Source organism: Pseudomonas brassicacearum, from assembly GCF_003732265.1.
GTDB lineage: Bacteria > Pseudomonadota > Gammaproteobacteria > Pseudomonadales > Pseudomonadaceae > Aquipseudomonas > Aquipseudomonas brassicacearum_D.
On the sequence record NZ_MOBK01000008.1, the window covers coordinates 321,434 to 338,726 of the forward strand.

At 59.2% G+C, this 17,293-nt stretch carries 15 protein-coding genes; 9 read left to right on the forward strand and 6 right to left on the reverse strand.

What is annotated here, in order from left to right; translation table 11 throughout:
• Positions 1-97 precede the first annotated feature (97 nt).
• The 5 genes from BK660_RS22510 (at position 98) to BK660_RS22530 (ending at position 5,988) form a co-directional block, all read left to right on the forward strand.
• Positions 98-1,516: a short-chain fatty acid transporter gene (locus BK660_RS22510; protein ID WP_123435143.1), complete on the forward strand. Its 1,419-nt coding sequence runs from the start codon at positions 98-100 to the stop codon at positions 1,514-1,516.
• 221 nt (positions 1,517-1,737) lie between these two features.
• Positions 1,738-3,438 (forward strand): acid phosphatase, encoded by a 1,701-nt coding sequence (locus BK660_RS22515; RefSeq protein ID WP_123435144.1) that lies wholly within the window; start codon positions 1,738-1,740, stop codon positions 3,436-3,438.
• A 180-nt stretch (positions 3,439-3,618) separates the two neighbouring features.
• On the forward strand, positions 3,619-3,939 hold the full coding sequence (locus BK660_RS22520) for a hypothetical protein (RefSeq protein ID WP_123435145.1): 321 nt from the start codon (positions 3,619-3,621) through the stop codon (positions 3,937-3,939).
• A 183-nt stretch (positions 3,940-4,122) separates the two neighbouring features.
• Positions 4,123-5,295, forward strand: a complete 1,173-nt coding sequence (locus BK660_RS22525; RefSeq protein WP_123435146.1) for a hypothetical protein — start codon at positions 4,123-4,125, stop codon at positions 5,293-5,295.
• Positions 5,296-5,463: 168 nt separating this feature from the next.
• On the forward strand, positions 5,464-5,988 hold the full coding sequence (locus tag BK660_RS22530; protein ID WP_123435147.1) for an SET domain-containing protein-lysine N-methyltransferase: 525 nt from the start codon (positions 5,464-5,466) through the stop codon (positions 5,986-5,988).
• Between the two features lie 5 nt (positions 5,989-5,993).
• On the opposite strand, the gene can is transcribed toward BK660_RS22530, so the two are convergent.
• Positions 5,994-6,638, reverse strand: coding sequence for a carbonate dehydratase (can, locus tag BK660_RS22535; RefSeq protein WP_027925919.1), 645 nt, complete (start codon positions 6,636-6,638; stop codon positions 5,994-5,996).
• A gap of 141 nt (positions 6,639-6,779) precedes the next feature.
• On the opposite strand from can, the gene BK660_RS22540 reads away from it, so the two are divergent.
• A complete protein-coding gene (locus tag BK660_RS22540) occupies positions 6,780-7,184 on the forward strand; it encodes a serine kinase/phosphatase (RefSeq protein ID WP_123435148.1) in 405 nt (134 codons plus the stop codon).
• A gap of 110 nt (positions 7,185-7,294) precedes the next feature.
• Here BK660_RS22540 and rimI read toward each other — a convergent pair whose 3' ends face one another.
• Positions 7,295-7,747, reverse strand: coding sequence for a ribosomal protein S18-alanine N-acetyltransferase (gene rimI / locus BK660_RS22545; protein ID WP_123435149.1), 453 nt, complete (start codon positions 7,745-7,747; stop codon positions 7,295-7,297).
• Positions 7,740-8,489: an energy transducer TonB gene (locus BK660_RS22550; protein WP_123435150.1), complete on the reverse strand. Its 750-nt coding sequence runs from the start codon at positions 8,487-8,489 to the stop codon at positions 7,740-7,742. The genes rimI and BK660_RS22550 overlap by 8 nt, the downstream gene beginning before the upstream one ends.
• 206 nt (positions 8,490-8,695) lie before the next feature.
• On the opposite strand from BK660_RS22550, the gene mksB reads away from it, so the two are divergent.
• Genes mksB through mksF form a run of 3 tightly spaced genes read left to right on the forward strand, consistent with a single transcriptional unit; the run spans position 8,696 to position 13,501 of the window.
• Positions 8,696-9,973 carry an Mks condensin complex protein MksB gene (gene mksB, locus BK660_RS22555; RefSeq protein ID WP_185045171.1) on the forward strand — a complete coding sequence of 426 codons (1,278 nt, stop codon included), beginning with the start codon at positions 8,696-8,698 and terminating at the stop codon, positions 9,971-9,973.
• Positions 9,963-10,664, forward strand: coding sequence for an Mks condensin complex protein MksE (gene mksE / locus BK660_RS22560; protein ID WP_027925914.1), 702 nt, complete (start codon positions 9,963-9,965; stop codon positions 10,662-10,664). Before mksB ends, mksE begins: the two co-directional genes overlap by 11 nt.
• A complete protein-coding gene (gene mksF, locus BK660_RS22565; RefSeq protein ID WP_123435152.1) occupies positions 10,661-13,501 on the forward strand; it encodes an Mks condensin complex protein MksF in 2,841 nt (946 codons plus the stop codon). The genes mksE and mksF overlap by 4 nt, the downstream gene beginning before the upstream one ends.
• Before the next feature lie 66 nt (positions 13,502-13,567).
• On the opposite strand, the gene BK660_RS22570 is transcribed toward mksF, so the two are convergent.
• Genes BK660_RS22570 through BK660_RS22580 form a run of 3 tightly spaced genes read right to left on the reverse strand, consistent with a single transcriptional unit; the run spans position 13,568 to position 17,133 of the window.
• Positions 13,568-15,871: a PqiB family protein gene (locus tag BK660_RS22570; protein WP_123435153.1), complete on the reverse strand. Its 2,304-nt coding sequence runs from the start codon at positions 15,869-15,871 to the stop codon at positions 13,568-13,570.
• Positions 15,864-16,487, reverse strand: coding sequence for a paraquat-inducible protein A (locus BK660_RS22575; RefSeq protein WP_123435154.1), 624 nt, complete (start codon positions 16,485-16,487; stop codon positions 15,864-15,866). Before BK660_RS22575 ends, BK660_RS22570 begins: the two co-directional genes overlap by 8 nt.
• Complete coding sequence (locus BK660_RS22580; RefSeq protein ID WP_027925910.1) at positions 16,474-17,133, reverse strand: paraquat-inducible protein A; 660 nt, start codon at positions 17,131-17,133, stop codon at positions 16,474-16,476. Before BK660_RS22580 ends, BK660_RS22575 begins: the two co-directional genes overlap by 14 nt.
• Positions 17,134-17,293 lie beyond the last annotated feature (160 nt).

Sequence of the window (17,293 nt, forward strand, 5' to 3'; positions counted from 1 at the left end):
CACAAATCAGGAGCAGTTGATTTACTGTTGGCGTCTGTCCAGACGGGCCTTTGCCGCCCGAAAGACCACAACAAACATAAAAATTCGAGGTACACCCGTGGCCGCTGATATCGAAGATACCCGCTCCGCCCGCTTTGCCCTGCGCTGCTCAAGTTTTGCCGAACGCTGGTTCCCCGATTCCTGGGTATTTGCCGCGCTGGCGGTGATCATCGTCGCCGTCGCCACGCTGATCATGGGCGCCAAACCGACTGACGCCGCCATGGCATTCGGTGACGGATTCTGGAGCCTGATCCCCTTCACCATGCAGATGGCGTTCGTGGTCATCGGTGGCTACGTCGTCGCCGCCTCGCCACCCGCCGTGAAACTCATCGATCGCCTGGCGCGCATCCCGAAAAACGGTCGCTCGGCCGTGGCGTGGGTCGCCTTGATTTCCATGACGGCCTCGCTGCTGAACTGGGGCCTGTCGCTGGTGTTCGGCGGTTTGCTGGTGCGCGCCCTCGCCCGCCGTGTCGATTTGAAAATGGACTACCGTGCCGCCGGTGCAGCCGTCTATCTGGGCCTCGGCGCTGTGTGGGCCCTTGGCCTGTCGTCGTCGGCTGCACAACTACAGGCCAACCCGGCCAGTCTGCCGCCGTCGATCCTGGCGATCACCGGGGTCATTCCCTTCACCCAAACCATCTTTCTGTGGCAGTCCGGCGTGATGCTGCTGACGCTGATCGTGGTCTCGTTGATCATCGCCTACGCCACCGCACCAGGTCCTAACACCGCCCGTGATGCCAAGGCCTGCGGCGTCGACCCGAGTTTCAATCTGCCGCCACTGCAACCACGCACTCGCCCCGGCGAATGGCTGGAGTACAGCCCGCTGCTGACCCTTTTGCTGGTGGCACTCGCGGCTGGCTGGCTGTTCCACGAGTTTTCGACCAAACCGGCGCTCACTGCCATCTCTGGACTGAACACCTACAACTTCCTGTTCCTGATGCTCGGCGCACTGCTGCACTGGCGCCCGCGCAGTTTCCTCGACGCCGTGGCCCGCGCAGTCCCGACCACCACCGGCGTGCTGATCCAGTTCCCGCTATATGGCTCGATCGCTGCGCTGATGACCACCGTCAAAGGCACTGACGCCCAGACCCTCGCGCACCACATCTCGACCTTCTTCGTCAGCATCGCCACCCACGATACCTACGCGCTGCTGATGGGCGTGTACTCGGCGATTCTCGGTTTCTTCATCCCGTCCGGCGGCGGCAAGTGGATCATCGAAGCGCCGTACGTCATGCAAGTCGCCACCGACCTGAACTACCACCTGGGCTGGGCCGTACAGATCTACAACGCTGCCGAAGCGCTGCCGAACCTGATCAACCCGTTCTACATGCTGCCGCTGCTGGGCGTGCTCGGGTTGAAGGCGCGGGACTTGATCGGGTTCTCGTTCGTGCAATTGCTGGTGCACACGCCGCTGGTGCTGTTTCTGCTGTGGGCGCTGGGGACGACGCTGACGTATACGGCGCCGGTAATGCCTTAACCCCCGATCCAACAATCACCACAAAACAACTGTAGGAGCGAGCCTGCTCGCGATAGCGGTAGTCCATCCAGGATTGATGCGACTGACAAACCGCATTCGCGAGCAGGCTCACTCCTACATTAAGAACTTCGCTGCACTCAAGATCGTAACCCTTCTGTCACATCCCGCTGCTAGCGTCCGCCGAAACATATTGCAACAAACTCGGCTAAACGGGACTTGGCATGACTGACGATAAAGACAACATCGACGCACCTTCTCCCGACGCAAACGCGCCCATCGACACCAGTCGCCGCCGCTTTCTGGGTGGTGTCGCAGTGCTGGGTGTCGGCGCAACGCTGAGTGCTTGTGGCAATCAGGGCGATGTGCCAGGCAAACCGGTCGAACATCCGTTATCCCCGACGGAATTGGACAAGGCCCTGCACGACCAGGTGAAAACCGTGGTGGTGATCTACGCCGAGAACCGCAGTTTCAACAATCTGTTCGGCGATTTCCCCGGCGTCGAAAAACCACTGTCGTCCCTCCAGCCTGCCGAGTATCAACAGCGTGATCGCGATGGCAGTCTGTTGCAGACATTGCCACCGGTGTGGGGTGGCGTTTTGCAGATCGGCCCGCAAACCCTGGATGGCGTGACGTACCCCAGTGAAACCCAGTTTCAGGAGCAACTGCCCAACGCGCCGTTTGCCCTCAAAGGCCCGAACGCTGAAGACCTGCCGTTTGGCCTGGTGACCCGTGATTTGTGGCACGTGTTCTATCAAAACCAGATGCAGATCAATGGCGGCAAGAATGACGGTTTTGTCGCCTGGGCCGACTCCGGCGGCCTGACCATGGGCCATTACGCGCAGAGTCGTTATTCCCTGCGCTTGTGGGACGTTGCCCAGGAGTTTGTGCTCTGCGATAACTTTTTCCAGGGCGCTTTCGGCGGTTCGTTTCTCAACCACCAATACCTGATCAGCGCCACCGCGCCGTTTTATCCCGACGTCGCCAACTCGGTGGCCAAGGCGCAGATCGCAGTGCTGCAAAGCGACGATCCGGCGGACCCACGGCTCAAGCCTTTGGACAAATCCCCGGCCAGCGCCATGACCGGTCCACCGCAGTTCGGCCCCAGCGCATTGACCCCGGATGGCTACGGCGTCAACACGCTCGCGCCGCCGTACTGGCCGACGTGGATTCGTGACCCGGACCGTCCGGCCTATGCCAAACCGGACCTGCCGAACGTGATGGTCCCGCAGACCCACGAGCATATCGGTGACAAGCTTTCGAAGAAGAACATCGACTGGGCCTGGTACGCCGGGGCCTGGCAGGCGACGCTGGATCAGTTCAAGGACTCCGGTGGCATCCCGAAAATCCCCAACTTCCAGTATCACCACCAGCCGTTCAACTACTTCAAACAGCTGGGTCCGGAAAACCCGGCCGAACGCAACAAACGTCTGCGCGATGCCGGCCTGGGCGACGAGTCGAGCACCAACAAATTCTTCGCTGATGCCGAGGCTGGCAAGCTGCCCGCCGTGAGCTTCTACAAACCCCAAGGCAACTTGAACATGCACGCCGGTTACGCTGATGTCGCGTCCGGCGACCGGCACATCGTGCGCGCCCTGAAAGTGCTGCGTGAAAGCCCGCAATGGAAAAACATGGTGGTCGTGGTCACGGTTGACGAGAACGGTGGCTGGTGGGATCACGTCGCACCGCCCAAAGGTGATCGCTGGGGACCGGGATCGCGGGTCCCGGCACTGGTGGCGTCGCCCTTCGCGCGCAAAGGCACGGTGGATCACACGGTCTATGACACCGCGTCGATTCTGCGTTTGATCACTCGGGTGTTCGGGCTGGAGAAGCTCGATGGGCTCAAGCAGCGAGACGATGCGATGGTCGCTCGGGGTCAGAAACCCATGGGCGATTTGACCAATGCGCTGAAATTCAACGCCTGAGGGCTTAAACACTTCGTGTGGCCCTCTATGAGTACCGTGACTTTTCCTACGTATTGGCTCGATTGCGCCTTACATGAAACCCGGTCAGTTCCTATCTCCAATCTGTATGTCGCTGAGTAAACTTCGTCAGCTCAAAACGTGTTGAATCAAGAACTGCACTGACCAAGGATGAACAAGCACATGTCGTTAATATCGAAAACGCTGGAAGAGATGATCAATGAAATTTACCAGGACGGTAGGGTTTCAGTCGTTGAATACACAAAACTGCGCGATGACGCAGACCGCCGGATGGACGCTGTCGTCCGTGAGTTCGGTCAGCACAACAATCTGACCGCTCTTCAAAAAGCGATGGATGTCGTGATGCAGCTAATGCAAACCTCCATCATAGATGCCAAAAAAGCCAAACTGACCGATACCGGAGAGGCCATCGTCAAAGATGCCGTATTTGCACAAGTCGAATACTTGCGCGCAGGCACTCATCTGGCATTGAAGTTGTTGTAACGCCTCTGCTTTTTTGCAGCTCGAATGACCTGTCCCGGGCCGGATCCTCTGTCCGGGAGTTCCTGTAAAAACATAACTCAGGTGCCGCGCAAAAAAGCCCGGCGTGCCCATTGTTCTGTGTAACGACGCTGATCCAGTATGTGTGCACCCAATCAATGGGCCCACGCTGAAAAGGATCTGAGCATGCTCAAACTCACAGGACTCACCTTCGCCGCCCTCGCCCTGAGTGCCACCGCCCACGCCGATGTCGATCTGAAACTGGGCAGCATCGAACGCGTCACCCGGCTCTTTGCCTATCCCAACAACTGCAATGTGATCTGCTTTCGCAACTGGACGCTTGAACAAACCGTCGAGCACTACCTGACCCAAAGCGTGCAGCGCGATGGCTACAGCGCTGCGAAAGTGCGCGTCAAAACGGATAACCATCAGCTCTACGCCGACATCAGCGGCGTGCCAAAGGGTTACGAAAAACCGCTGGCCACGCTGCTCGATGCCGGAGATCTGGCCTACACCGGCGCCAAAAAACTCAACGCGGACAGTAAATGGGCCTACAACTGGTACTTGTTCCTGCCGTTGGGCATGGCCCTGGAAAACCGCAAGAGTGTCGAGTTGCTGCACTTCCCACCGGATTACTCCCTGACCCAGGCTCAGGATTACCTGCGCTCCGCGACCACGGATCGCTGGGCCACGTTGCTGACGGATAACGGCATCCCCGCCGACCAGACGCCGGGCTATCAGACCATCATCGACATCGCTCCCATTGCCGCACCGGCCAGCGCGGGCAAGGATCTGGAGGGTGTCTACGGCTACTTCAAGGATTACCAGACCACCATGGTCAAGGACGTCAGCCAGAACGCCAAAGGTGCTGCGCTGCCGATGGTTGCCTTCGGTGCGCCGGTGCGTAACTGGCTCAAGCAGCAATATGGTGTGACCGTCGACGTGTTGGGCCTGGCTACCATCAGCCCGAAGAAAGGCCTGAACGTGCCGGTGTTGGGCTCGAACCATCCGAGCTACATCTGGTACGCCGCCAACCCGGACAGCTACACCGGCGACGATGCCCAGGCCAAAGCCGATGCGGCGGGCCTGACCGTCATGGGCCAGGATTTGAGCGCCGCGTGCTGGCAGGCCGGCATGGGCAGCAAACCGGGCAGCGACCCTGCTGCCCAGCTGAAAAGCTGCACACAAACCTGGCAAGTGACGCAGAAAGAAAAAACCTGCGAGTTGTTCTACACCTCGATCCGCAACCTGACCCCGGAACAAGCCGCGGCCAAGTGCGCGACAACGCCGATCAAGGCGCAGCTCCAGCAGCTGAAAGCCCCGGCGCCCGCAACAGCGATTCCGGCACCTGCGCTGTAATCACCTTGCGCGTCAGTCAAGGCTGACGCGCAAAAGCGCACATCGCCCCTGTCAGTTTTGACAGTAGACCCATCGTTTCATATGCGAGATCTTGAGGTATACCCGTGTTGCAGGGCTGACAGGCTCGTCAGTTTGGGAAGTCGCAACGCACTGCCGACAAGGATCGTTATGAAATCTCATCCCGTGCACCAAACTTCAGAGCACCCGCCGGATGGCGTTTATCCGTTTAAAGAGCTACCGGTCAGCCTTGGATTTCCATCGCTGGCCGATTTCAAAATCATCTACAACGCCGATGGCTCAGCGGTAGCCGTCGCAGCGCTGCGCGAATTTCCACGGATTAGCCGAATCTGCCGGGTGTCGGGGCATTTACTGCCTTATCGCACTCGACACACGCGGCAACTGGCGTCCGGGATTCACGTCTTTGACCCGCGCTTTAGCGGCCTGTTGCGGCATTCCTGCGACCCCAACGTGTTTTTCGACATGAGCGAACTGTGGTTGTGGGCGCTGAAGGACATCAAGAAAGGCGACAGCCTGACGATGGATTTCGCCGCAACTGAAGACAAACTGCTGCGCCAGTTCGCCTGCCAGTGCGCGTCGCCGGAGTGCCGAGGCTGGATCACCGGTTACGATGAACCGCCAAACGCCGACGGCCAGTTGTTTTATCACCACTTGCGTCGGCGGGGTCTTTGCTAAACGGTCTAAAGCTTCTCGACCGGGCGCAGACGGTATTGCGGCGGCAGTTGCTCAAATCCGCTGATGGTCGTGTTCAGGCTTTTCCAGCGACCGTCCTTGATCCCGTAGATGCAACCATGGATCGACAGCGGCTGCCCACGGTGCCAGGCGTTCTGCACGATGCTGGTGTGCCCGACGTTCGCCACTTGCTGGATCACGTTGAGCTCGCAGAGACGATCGACCTGTTCTTCTTCGGTCGCCAGTTCGGCCAGTTCTTCGCGCTTTTCGTAATAGAGGTCACGGATCGAGCGCAGCCAGCCGTCGATCAGGCCCAACTGACGATCCTGCATGGAGGCGCGCACGCCGCCACAGCCATAGTGGCCGGTGACCAGGATGTGTTTGACCTTGAGCACGTCCACCGCGTACTGAATCACCGACAGGCAGTTAAGGTCGGTGTGCAGCACCACGTTGGCCACGTTACGGTGTACGAACAGGTCGCCCGGCAACATGCCGACGATCTCGTTGGCCGGCACGCGGGCGTCGGAACAGCCAATCCACAAGTATTCCGGCGTCTGTTGGCGCGCCAGCTTGGAGAAGAAGTCCGGATCTTCCTGTTTGATCGCTTCAGCCCAGCGTTCGTTGTTATCAATCAGATCTTGTAATTCGTTCATGCTGTAAAGCCTCAAGAATGGTGCGCTGGTTTGACAGACAACCGCCCGTCGAGGTCACGCGCTTGATGCAAGTATGATCGGTGGAATTCTCAGGAGCCCAGTGGGTCCACCCTAGTAAGGCCCACAGTATGAGGAATTGCCATGACTGAATCACGACGTCCGTACGATGCGGCGCAACCTGAGCCGATCGACGACAACGAAGACCGCATGGGCTCGATGCAGGAGCTGGATTTCGACGAGGAGGAACCGAGCGCCAAAATCGGTGACGAACTGCCCGAGAACGAGCGCGAACGACTGATGCCCAATGAACGCGTACGTGAAGCCGGGATGACCGGTGCCTCGACCGATGATCACGAGTCTACCGATGATGACATGAGCCCGGAAACGTTGATCCATGAAGATGGTGCACGCGATGCTCATGAAGCGGGTGAAGGTGATCAGGCGGATTGGGATTTGAGCATTGTCGATGAAGATGACATTGGCGGGGGTAATGGGCTGGATGAGGCGGAGATGGCGCAGCGGGATCCGATGGATAAGGATCGGTGATTTGTAGCGCCTGTTAAGCCGCCTTCGCGAGCAAGCCCGCTCCCACAGGTTTTATGTTCGACACAAATCCATTGTGGGAGCGAGCCTGTTCGCGAAGCTTTTGAGGGAGCTTAGTCGACCAGGGTGCAGGCCATGACCACCGCATCTTCCCGACCACCCACCGCCGGATAATAATCCCGACGCCGGCCAATCTCGTTAAATCCGTACCGCTCATACAACCGAAACGCCGACTGATTACTGTCGCGAACTTCCAGAAAACACTCCCGCGCCTCAGCCTTGTAGGCGATCGACATCAAATGCTCCAGCAGCGTCAAACCCAGGCCACGGCCCTGATTTTCCGGTTTGACGGTGATATTGAGCAGATGCGCCTCATCCAGAATGATCTGCACCACCCCATGCCCGACCTGCTGCTGTCCTTCGAACATCAGCCAGATCTGGTACTTGCCCAGCCCGTCGAGAAAAATCCCGCGGGTCCAGGGATGGCTGTAGGCCGCGTATTCGATTTTCAGTACAGCGTCCAGGTCCGCCTCGGTCATCGGGCGGAACGATACAGCGTCACTCATTTGATTCTTTCCAGCGCGCCATCAGCCGACGCATGGCTTGCCAGACATCAGCCTTACGCTGTGGCTCTTCCATTAATAATTCCAGACCCGGCAGGGCCCAGACCGAGCCCAGGCCTTCGACCTGGAGTTCACGGTTGAACGATTCGGCATTGGCCTCACCGGCAAAACGCACCGCCGGCAGGCCGATCAGCCACACGCAGACGCATGGGGCGTCTTCGATGCGCGCCGAGAGAAAGCCTTGCACGAAGTCACGCGCCGCTTCCGGGCCTTGGTCCATGGTGCCGCGAGCCAGCAGCGGCCAGCGTACCGGCTCGCCGACAATCTGCGGGCTGTCCGGCAGACCGGCGGCGCGCAGCATGTCTTTGAGCAGTAAATAGGCGGGATCGCGGGTCTGGAACGTTTCGCCTGTGGGTAACTCCACCAGCAGCAGGCAGCGACCGGCGCGTAGCAATTGCAGGGCGAAACGCGGTGGCGGCACCTGTACAACCTTGGCGACGACCGGTGCAGCCTCTTCTTCGACCTTGGCGTTGGTGCGTGTGCTGGCCAACGACGGGCGCGGCACTTCGATCTTCACCCGTTCGGCCGGTTTGACCAACGGTTCCACGGGCGAATCAGCCACAGGCGCGGGCGCAACCGGTGCCATTGGCGCGACGACCAACGGCTCAGGCATCTCCAGCAGCTCGGGGCGCGACGGCGCGGCAAAGGGCAATTCGGTGCGCGGCAGCCAGTTGACCACCTGCATGGCGGTCAAATAAGCGCGGCGACGAGACTCGATAAGCAAAGGTCGGCCACTTGTGGATAACTAAAGTGCGGTGATTCTACCGCCCTTCGCTCAAGATCGCCTGCTGTTGATCGATAGAAAACCAACAGTCCGTCCCGAGAGTGAATTGCATCGCCCGCGATGCAGTACAATCGCCGCTTTTAATCGCCAACCAGCCGGCCATTCCGATGATCGAACCCAAGCGCGTCTTGCGCGCCCTCGCTGAACACTGGGCACTTCTGGAGCCACTGTGCGAGCACTTCGACCAAGGCACACTGAGCCTCAACGAACTGCGTTCACAGTTGGCCGCCCAGCAACTCGACAGTACGCCGCAGGACATCACCAGCCTGCTGGACGTGTGGATCCGCCTCGACATTCTGGTTCCGGTAGCGAAAAGCCCGAACCGGTTCGAGCTCAATGCGCAGATCCACGACTTCCTCGCTTACCTGCGCCGTGAGCACCGTCTGGGCCTGTGCCTGGAGATCGAAGCCTACTTGCGGCACCTCGAACGCCTGGCCGGTTACATTCAGGACGCGTTCGACATTCGCGATGGCCACGACCTGGCGCGGCAATTGCGTTTGCTCGATATGCGCGTACGCGACGTACTGAAAAAACTCGATAACGATGAACAAGCGCTGGTGGCCGTCGCCGAACGGGCGAAAACCAGCGATCGGCAGATTCCTTTGCGTCAGCGTTACGCTGAAGTACTGGCGACCTGGGACGAATACGTCGAGCCGATGATTGACCTGGTGAACGCCGACGGCGCCTTCGAACAAGGCGTACGCAAGGTCGAAACCGTGCTGCTGAAGATGCTCAGTGAGCAGCAGCGCCTCGGCCATCTGGTTGACGACGACATGCTGCTGCGCACCCACGCGCGCATCCTCGAAATGCAGACCAGCGCCCAATTGACCCTGCGTCATGCCCGCGAACTGCTGCTGCCGCTGCGGGAAGAAGCCCGCCGCCACAATGCCGTGACCCGTGGCGCGGCGCTGGCCCTGTCGGCCATTCGTCGCAAAGGCATCGATGCCGTCCCGCAAGCCGCGATGCCGATGTTCACCCGTCCGCAAAGCACGTTCCTCGGCAGCGCCAGCCAGGTCGAAGCCTACGTGTATGCGCTGGCCCGCTTCGAACCGAAACCGGCGCGCTTCCCCAAGGCCCACAAGACCCAGAAAGGCGAAGCCCCGCGCGCGCCACGTACCGTTCGCGAAATGCTCGAACGCTGCGAAGACGCCCTGCCGATGCCGGACCTGATGACCTGGCTGCTGGAGCAGGAACCGGACGGGGCGACCGACGAGTTGCTGTACTGGTTCTCGCGCCTGTCGCGGGAGAAACGCTTCAAGCGCGAGCGTCTGGAACGCCGCGATTACCACACTCATGAGCACCAGGTCAGCCTGCGCTCCTTCGCCCTGCTCTCGGCCGGCGACACCGCCGCCGAGGATTCTGCGAGCATTCCAAATGCATCTTGATCTAAACGAACTGTCCCAACTGGCGCCGATCTTTCGCGAGCTGTTCAAGGGCTACCACGTCAGCCGCCGCGACCCGGAGCTGTACGCGCAACTGTCGAACTTTCAGGACCAGTACCGCACGCTGTTCAAGGCGTTGGGCTTTGAATTGGTATGCGACACCCGTGGTTTCTACTACTTCGTGCCGGACCTCGCCGCTGCCGCAGTGAACAAGACCGCGCAACGACTGGCGCTGTTCACCTTTATCCTCGTCGAGCATCTGGCGGATCAGGGCCGTGACCCGGTTGCCGTGCTCGACGGTGGCAGCCTCGGCCGCGATGAATTGCCTTCCTTGCTGGAAAAGTACCGCGACCTGTTCATCCAGGCTGAAGTGCAGACCGTCGAAGAGCTCGAAGAAAAAATCATGCGCCGCATGACCCAGCTCGGTTTCGCCGGCGAAGAAAACGGCATCTACCGTTTCCTGCCGCCGATGCACCGTTTCCTCGATGTCTGCCTGTCGGTTCAGCAGGACCGTGATCTGGCGGCCAGCCTGCACAGCGTGTTGCCATTGCCGGTTCCCGTGCTGATCGATGACGACAGCGATGAAAAGCTGTTGGAAACCGACGATCCACTGGACTTAAGTGACTTCGAAGAAGAAAGCGAAGAAGACGCCATGGCCCGCGCCATCGCCGAAGAACAGGAGACCGACGCATGAGCAAGGAACGCTACGGCATTCGCCGCTTTGCCCTTTTGAACACCGCCGGTTACAGCCTCGGCCTGTTTCCGCTGGAAGAACCGCTGTCGGTTTACGGCGCAAACAACCTCGGTAAATCCGCCTCGATCAACGCCCTGCAGTTCCCGATCCTGGCGCGCATGTCGGACATGAGTTTCGGCAAGTACAGCCTGGAACAATCCCGGCGTTTCTACTTCGCCTCCGACACCAGCTACATCCTGGTTGAAGTGTCGCTGCCCCACGGCCCGCATGTGATCGGCGTGGTCGGTCGCGGCCCGGGCGGTGGTTTCGGTCACCAGTTCTTTGCCTATGCCGGCAAACTCGATCTGGCGCATTACCAGAAGAACGACACCTGCCTGCGCCAGAAAGAACTGTTCACCAACCTTGAACGCGAAGGCCTGAAAGCCTACGAGTTGAAGCCTGATGAACTGCGTCGCTTGCTGGTCGGCGGTCACACCTCGATTCCACTCGACCTGACGCTGATCCCGCTGCGCTCCACCAGCGAGCAGAGCCTGAAGACCTTCCGCGCACTGTTCATCAACCTGCTGCACATGCGCGAAATCACCGCAGCCAAACTCAAGCAGCTGTTCCTCGATGCGTTCGAGCACAGCCTGCGTTCCGGCAGCGTCGACTACATCGCCGCGTGCGAAGAAGCGTTCCGCGATGTACGGCGCATGGAGCAGGATTACAACTCGCTGGTCACTGCCGGCCCGCTGGTTGAAGCACTGGCTGCGGGCGTGGCCCAGCGCAATATCCTGCGCGGAAAATTGCACCGGATCTCGCCGCTGCTCGACTCCTTGCTCGGCACCTGGTCGGACTACGCCAGTGCGCGCAAGGAAGAGCTGACGATTCAGGCCGAGCATTACCGCAACGAGCAGGACGCGCTGCAAAACGATCAGCGTGGCGGTACGCAAGAACTGATGCGCCTGGAACGGGAAATCACCGGCATCCAGCGCTGGCTCGGCGAGTTGTCGGTGCTCAAGCATCGCTTCGCGTTGGTCGATGACGTCAAAGTGCTGGAGCAGCAACTGCTCGCGGCCAAGGACGCGCACGACGAACTGGCCGGTGCGCTGGCGCAGTCCCGGCAGTTCTCTGCCGAAGACCTCGAAGAGCGTCTGCGCGATCTGGAAAAACGCCTGAAGTCGGTCAAGCAGCAACTCGATCACGCTGACAACAACAGCTACGCCCGTCTGCGTGAAGAGTTCTCGCAGCAAGATGTCGAGCGCCTGATGCGTTTGTTCAACAGCGCGTTGTTCAGTCTGCCGTTGGGCGAACATGGCATCACGCTGGACGAGGACGGTCAGTGGGTCAAATCCATGGAATTGATCCTCGACGGTTTCAAAGGCGAGCGCTTCGAAGTGCCGGGCCTGTCCATCGACATCTCGAACATCGAGCCGCCAGCGCTGCAAGCCTTGGCGGACCGCGCCGCGTTGCGCGATCAGAAAGAGCGCCTGGACAAAGAACTCAAGCAACTCAAGACCCAACAAGCCGTGGCCGCCGACCGCGCCGCGAGCAAGACCCAGACCGAAGCGCTTTACCAGCAAGTGTTGGATGCGCAGAAAGCCCTGGAAGATTTCCGTCGCGCGCAAACCCTGAGCGCCGAGGAAGGCGACAAGCTTGAGCAACTGGCGCAGATGGAAGCGGCGCAGGACGAATTGAAGCGTTCCAGCGACGCCTTCACCGAACGCGTCCAGCAACTGTCGGCCAAGCTGCAACTGGTCGGCCGTCAGATCGGCGACATGGAAGCCAAGCAACGCACCCTCGACGACGCCCTGCGCCGCCGTCAGTTGTTGCCGGCAGACTTGCCGTTCGGCACACCGTTCATGGACCCGATCGACGACTCCATGGACAACCTGCTGCCGCTGCTCAATGACTATCAGGACAGCTGGCAAGGTTTGCTGCGCAGTGACGGTCAGATCGAGGCGCTGTACGCGCAGGTCCGCCTCAAGGGTGTGGCCAAGTTCGACAGCGAAGACGATATGGAACGTCGCCTGCAACTGCTGATCAACGCCTACGCGCACCGCACCGATGAAGCCCTGACGTTGGGCAAGGCACGCCGGGCAGCGGTCACCGATATCGCTCGGACCTTGCGCAACATCCGCAGCGACTACGACAGCCTCGAGCATCAACTGGCGCTGTTCAACCGCGAGATCAACAAGCGTCAGGTGTCCAACCTGCAAAGCTTCCGTATCGTGCTCGCGCCGAACAAGGAAGCGCTCAAGCACATCGACCAGATCATCCACAGCGCCGGCCAATACGAAGAAGGCGAAACCCTCTCCGTGTTCGACCTGAGCCAAAGTGCCGAGCAGGACAACAAGAACGAAGAAGCCAAGGAATACCTGGCGCGGTTGGTAGCGGCCAACCACAACCAGCTGGGCCTCAAGGACTTGTTCGAACTGGCTTTCGAGATCACCAAGGTGAATGGTCAGCCGGTCATCCATACCGACATCGACGGCGCCGCGTCAAACGGCACCACGATGACCATCAAGGCGCTGACCAACATGTACTTGTTACTGCACTTGATGGATCGCGACCAGGCCGGTCGCGTACGCCTGCCGTACTACCTCGACGAGGCGGCAGATATCGATGAGAAGAACCAGGCCGCATTGCTGGAAACCAGCCTGCAACTGGGCTTCGTGCCGATCCTGGCAAGTGTGAAACCGCAGGTTTGCGCCAGTGTCGCGATTGACCTGGAAGGTGGCAGCGGGCCGAACGGGATCTACATCGACGAGGCGGACTGGAAGTACATTCGCCGTCATGACGAGGTGAAGGCGAACGTTGTTGCACAGGCGGATGAGCCAGAGCTGGATGCGGTTTGAGTTGAACCGCTAGATACGAAAAAGGCCGCGATCCAATGGATCGCGGCCTTTTTTATGGGCGTTAGACTACTTGCCGATTGAGATCTTCGGCGCCCAGGTCAGCCATTCATCTTCAAACTTGTCGAACAACGGGAAGGTCTGTTCAGCTCGCGCCGGGCTGCCCATGCGATCGCCGTCCGGCGTGGCGAAGGCAATGCCGCCCTGAATCAGCGTCTCCAGCGATTCAGTGCGTACGGTTGCGCCCTTGAACAAGCCGTAGTCAAAACCAAAACCGCTGGTGTTCCAGAAACGTGTACCGCTGCGCACCAGCGGCGCGTATTTCGGTTCGATCAGAATGTGCACCAGCACACGATCTGCCGTCTGCCCAAGCTCGTAGCCCGTGACCTTGCCGACAGTGATTTCGCGATACGTCACCGGCACACCGGTTTTCAGCGAACCACGGCGCGCGGCGCTCAGGACCAGACTCAGACCGGCTTCCTGCCTGGCCGTCTCGGGCGGGTTGGCCAACGCTACAAAGTTCTTCTGCGGGCCGAGGTTCTTCGGGGCAGGTTGTACTTCGATGTATTGACCCGTCACCAGCGTTTCCAGATTGCGGGTCTTGATCAAACCCAATTCAGGTTTGACCACCCAGAACTGGCTACCCACACGGGCAATGCGCTCCGGCACTTCAGTGATCCGCGCGGTGAGCATCACCGATTGCAGATCATCGGTGAGGTCAACGTCTTCGATCTTGCCGACGTCCAGGCCTTTGAATCTCACCGGCGTGCCGTTACGCAAGCCATCGGCGCGTTCAACCTTGATGGTGACCACGGTGCCTTTCTGATTGGCTTCGTCGTGGTTGGCGAACAGACGGAAACGCGGGATCTTCTTTTGCAGCGGGGCTTTGGCTTCCGGTGTCTCAAAGGCGATGCCACCGGCCATCAGGCTTTGCAGCGATTCACTTTTGACTTGTATCCCGCCCGTCAGTCCGCCCGTGAGCGTGATGCCGCTGGCATTCCAGAATCGGGTAGAGGCGTTGACCAAGCCTTCGTATTCCTTCTCGATGTGAACGCCAATCACCAGTTGTTTCTTTTTCTTGGAGAATTGATAGCTCTGCACCGAACCGACTTTGACCTGTTTGTAGAGAATCGGGCTGCCGACTTCCAGCGAACCGAGGTTCTCGGTGAACAACACCAGGTGCAAGCCCGGTGAACGCAGGTCCAGCGGTGGCGCCTTGGGCCGCGCGACGAATTCGCGCTGTGGCGCGGAGCCTTTATCGCCAGGGCGCACGGCGATGTAGTTACCTTTGACCAACGCTTCCAGACCCGTGCTCCCCGCGAGGGAAATCGACGGTTTGACCACCCAGAACTGAGTACCGGTGACCAGGTAGTCTTCAGCCAAAGGATCGAGGGTCAGTTCGGCGGTGGCACCGGACAGGTCCGGATCGATCTTCAGCGCTTTCAGGTTGCCGACCTGGATGCCTTTGTACATGACCGGCGTACGGCCTGCCTGCAAGCCTTCGAAATCGGTGAGTTTGACCTTGACCCGAATACCGGCGGCAGCAGCGTCGAAGTCTTCGTAGAGACGGAACGGCAGGCTCGGGTCGGTGGGCGGACTGTCCTTGCGGTTCTCCGGAGTGGCGAACGCGATACCCCCGGCGACGATGCTGGCAAGCGACTCACTGCGAATTTTCACACCGGAGAGGTTGGCGTCGATGCTGATGCCGCTGGCGTTCCAGAAACGCGTGTGTTTGCGCACCAGATTGGCGTAGGTGGGCTCGATGAACACTTTGAGCTCGACCGTACTCTGGTCTTCCGAGAGCACATAGCTTTTGATCTGGCCGACTTTGATCTGCTTGTAGAACACAGGGCTGCCACGGTTCAGCGAGCCGAGGCGATCAGCCTTGATGGTCAGGTGCAAACCCGGCTTGGCGTCGGACAGGGGCGGCTCTTCTGCCAGCGCCTTGAATTTGCGAGTGGGCTCGCCTTCACCGGGGCTGATCGCCACATAATTACCCGAAACCAGGGTTTCCAGACCGGTGATACCGGCTAGCGTCACGCTCGGTTTTACCAGCCAGAAGCGAGTGCTGGTCCTGAGGTATTGCTCGACATCCTTGTTCATCTCTATGGTCGCGATCACGCCTTTGGAAGCGCCTTCGTCATCGAGCTTCAGAACTTTCACCTTACCGACGGACATACCTTTGTAGACGACTTCCGTCTTGTTGGCCTGAATGCCTTCGCCGCTTTCGAACCGCACCTGAACCTCGATGCCGGTCTCGTTATAGGCCCGCCAGCCGAGCCAGCCGCCAATGATCAAAGCGATCAGGGGCAGGATCCATATGGCTGACCAGTTCGAGGCCGGTCGGGTTTTCGCTGTAGGCAAATCAGTCATGGTCGTCGTCCGACTCCGTGTTATCCCAAATCAGTCGGGGATCGAAAGAAACGGCGGCAAGCATCGTCAAAATCACCACACTGGCGAAGGCGATGGCGCCAAGATTGGCTTCGATGCTGGCAAGCCGTCCGAAATTCACGACCGCCACCAGGATGGCGATCACAAAGATATCCAGCATCGACCAGCGGCCGATGAACTCGATAAAGCGGTACATCCAGATTCGTTGGCGAGCCGAGAGTGGCTGGCGGCGCTGTATCGAAAACAGCAGCAGGCCGATGCCCACCAGTTTGAACGTCGGCACTAGGATACTGGCAATGAACACCACCGCCGCGATGGGAAACATGCCGTAATGAACCAGGTCAATCACGCCGGACATGATGGTGCTGGGGGCGCCCTTGCCGAGTGAGTTGATGGTCATGATCGGCAGCACATTGGCCGGAATGTAGAGAATCGCCGCGGTAATCAACAGCGCCCAGGTGCGTACCAGGCTGTTCGGGCGACGGGCATGAACCAGCGCGCCACAACGGGTGCAGACTTGCTCGTCGGTGTCAGCTTCCTGCTTGTTCAACTCATGGCATTCCGCACAAATCAGAATGCCTGCATCAATCGCCCGCATGGGCATCCTCTCCTGATAAGGCCTGCCAGATCTGATGAGGCGACATCACAACCTCCAACCCGACCTGAACCAACAGCAAACTGATAAAGCACACCAGACCAAGACCTACGCTAATGGCTGCCATATCTGCCAGTTTTACAAACGCGACCAGTACGCCCATGAGGTAAACCTCGAGCATTCCCCAATCCCGTAGATGGTGATAAATGCGATAGAGCAACAAGCCGTAGCTGCGTCCGATATCAAAGCGAATACTCAACAAGACTGCCAATTGGCAGAGCAGTTTGAGCAACGGGATTCCCATGCTGCACAGGAACACAATCACCGAGACGCTTTGCATGCCGGTGTCGAACAAGGCCACAACGCCGCTCCAGACTGTGTCGTTTGACGATTGTCCGAGTAGATTGAGCTGCATGATGGGTAAAAAGTTCGCCGGCACGTACAACAATAAAGCGGCGATCACCAAAGCGAGACTGCGTTGTACGACGTTGTGCCGATGGGCATAGAGCTCATAGCCGCAGCGCGGACACAGCGCTTTCTCGCCATGGGCGAGTTCGGGTTTGCGCATCAGCAAATCGCACTCATGACACGCAACCAAATCGTCCAGCGGTAATTCTGACAGCCTTGCGGCGTCAACCGGATCTGACATAAAGGCTCTGTTCCGAAAAAGTTGGCCCTATTCTAGAGGCATGAGTCGAAAATAACTGCGCCAATTTGTGCGTTAAGGGGGAGTACTTTTTCGCTGCCAAAACAAAACCCCTACCTGCATACGCAGATAGGGGTTTCGGAATTTAATCTTGACGATGACC

What these genes read in the sequence shown, in the direction of transcription:
- BK660_RS22515 (WP_123435144.1), top strand. Translation starts at nt 1,738, where the DNA reads ATGACTGACGATAAAGACAACATCGACGCACCTTCTCCCGACGCAAAC.
- BK660_RS22520 (WP_123435145.1), top strand. Translation starts at nt 3,619, where the DNA reads ATGTCGTTAATATCGAAAACGCTGGAAGAGATGATCAATGAAATTTAC.
- BK660_RS22525 (WP_123435146.1), top strand. Translation starts at nt 4,123, where the DNA reads ATGCTCAAACTCACAGGACTCACCTTCGCCGCCCTCGCCCTGAGTGCC.
- BK660_RS22530 (WP_123435147.1), top strand. Translation starts at nt 5,464, where the DNA reads ATGAAATCTCATCCCGTGCACCAAACTTCAGAGCACCCGCCGGATGGC.
- can (WP_027925919.1), bottom strand. Translation starts at nt 6,638, where the DNA reads ATGAACGAATTACAAGATCTGATTGATAACAACGAACGCTGGGCTGAA.
- BK660_RS22540 (WP_123435148.1), top strand. Translation starts at nt 6,780, where the DNA reads ATGACTGAATCACGACGTCCGTACGATGCGGCGCAACCTGAGCCGATC.
- rimI (WP_123435149.1), bottom strand. Translation starts at nt 7,747, where the DNA reads ATGAGTGACGCTGTATCGTTCCGCCCGATGACCGAGGCGGACCTGGAC.
- BK660_RS22550 (WP_123435150.1), bottom strand. Translation starts at nt 8,489, where the DNA reads ATGCAGGTGGTCAACTGGCTGCCGCGCACCGAATTGCCCTTTGCCGCG.
- mksB (WP_185045171.1), top strand. Translation starts at nt 8,696, where the DNA reads ATGATCGAACCCAAGCGCGTCTTGCGCGCCCTCGCTGAACACTGGGCA.
- mksE (WP_027925914.1), top strand. Translation starts at nt 9,963, where the DNA reads ATGCATCTTGATCTAAACGAACTGTCCCAACTGGCGCCGATCTTTCGC.
- mksF (WP_123435152.1), top strand. Translation starts at nt 10,661, where the DNA reads ATGAGCAAGGAACGCTACGGCATTCGCCGCTTTGCCCTTTTGAACACC.
- BK660_RS22570 (WP_123435153.1), bottom strand. Translation starts at nt 15,871, where the DNA reads ATGACTGATTTGCCTACAGCGAAAACCCGACCGGCCTCGAACTGGTCA.
- BK660_RS22575 (WP_123435154.1), bottom strand. Translation starts at nt 16,487, where the DNA reads ATGCGGGCGATTGATGCAGGCATTCTGATTTGTGCGGAATGCCATGAG.
- BK660_RS22580 (WP_027925910.1), bottom strand. Translation starts at nt 17,133, where the DNA reads ATGTCAGATCCGGTTGACGCCGCAAGGCTGTCAGAATTACCGCTGGAC.